Below are 307 nucleotides of genomic sequence, written 5' to 3' on the forward strand. Positions count from 1 at the left end.
TGAAAAGGCAACACTTTTCTGTACAAAATTTATAAAGTGTTTTTGTTAAACGATTGCTCTTTTAGTCATGGGTGTTTGGTAATTAAGAGTGCTGTGGATGCGATGGTGATTCCACCAGTGGACATAATCCCTGGTTTTAAGGGTTAATTCTTCCAGAGAGTGGAAGTTTTCTTGGTTGATAACCTCCAGTTTGAAGGAGCGATAGGTACTCTCAGCTACCGCATTGTCATAAGGACAACCAGCATGACTCAGCGAACGTGTGATGCCAAAGGCTTCTAACATCTCATCAATCAAGGCATTATCAAAC

General features: G+C 40.7%; 1 protein-coding gene. It reads right to left on the reverse strand.

The window, feature by feature from the left end; all coding sequences use genetic code 11:
* Window positions 1–45: 45 nt before the first annotated feature.
* On the reverse strand, window positions 46–307 hold a 262-nt coding region (locus ACHUFA_RS11090), incomplete at its 5' end, for an integrase core domain-containing protein (RefSeq protein WP_394406126.1).

It is taken from the genome of Streptococcus hepaticus (genome assembly GCF_043656315.1).
Taxonomy (GTDB): Bacteria; Bacillota; Bacilli; order Lactobacillales; family Streptococcaceae; genus Streptococcus; species Streptococcus hepaticus.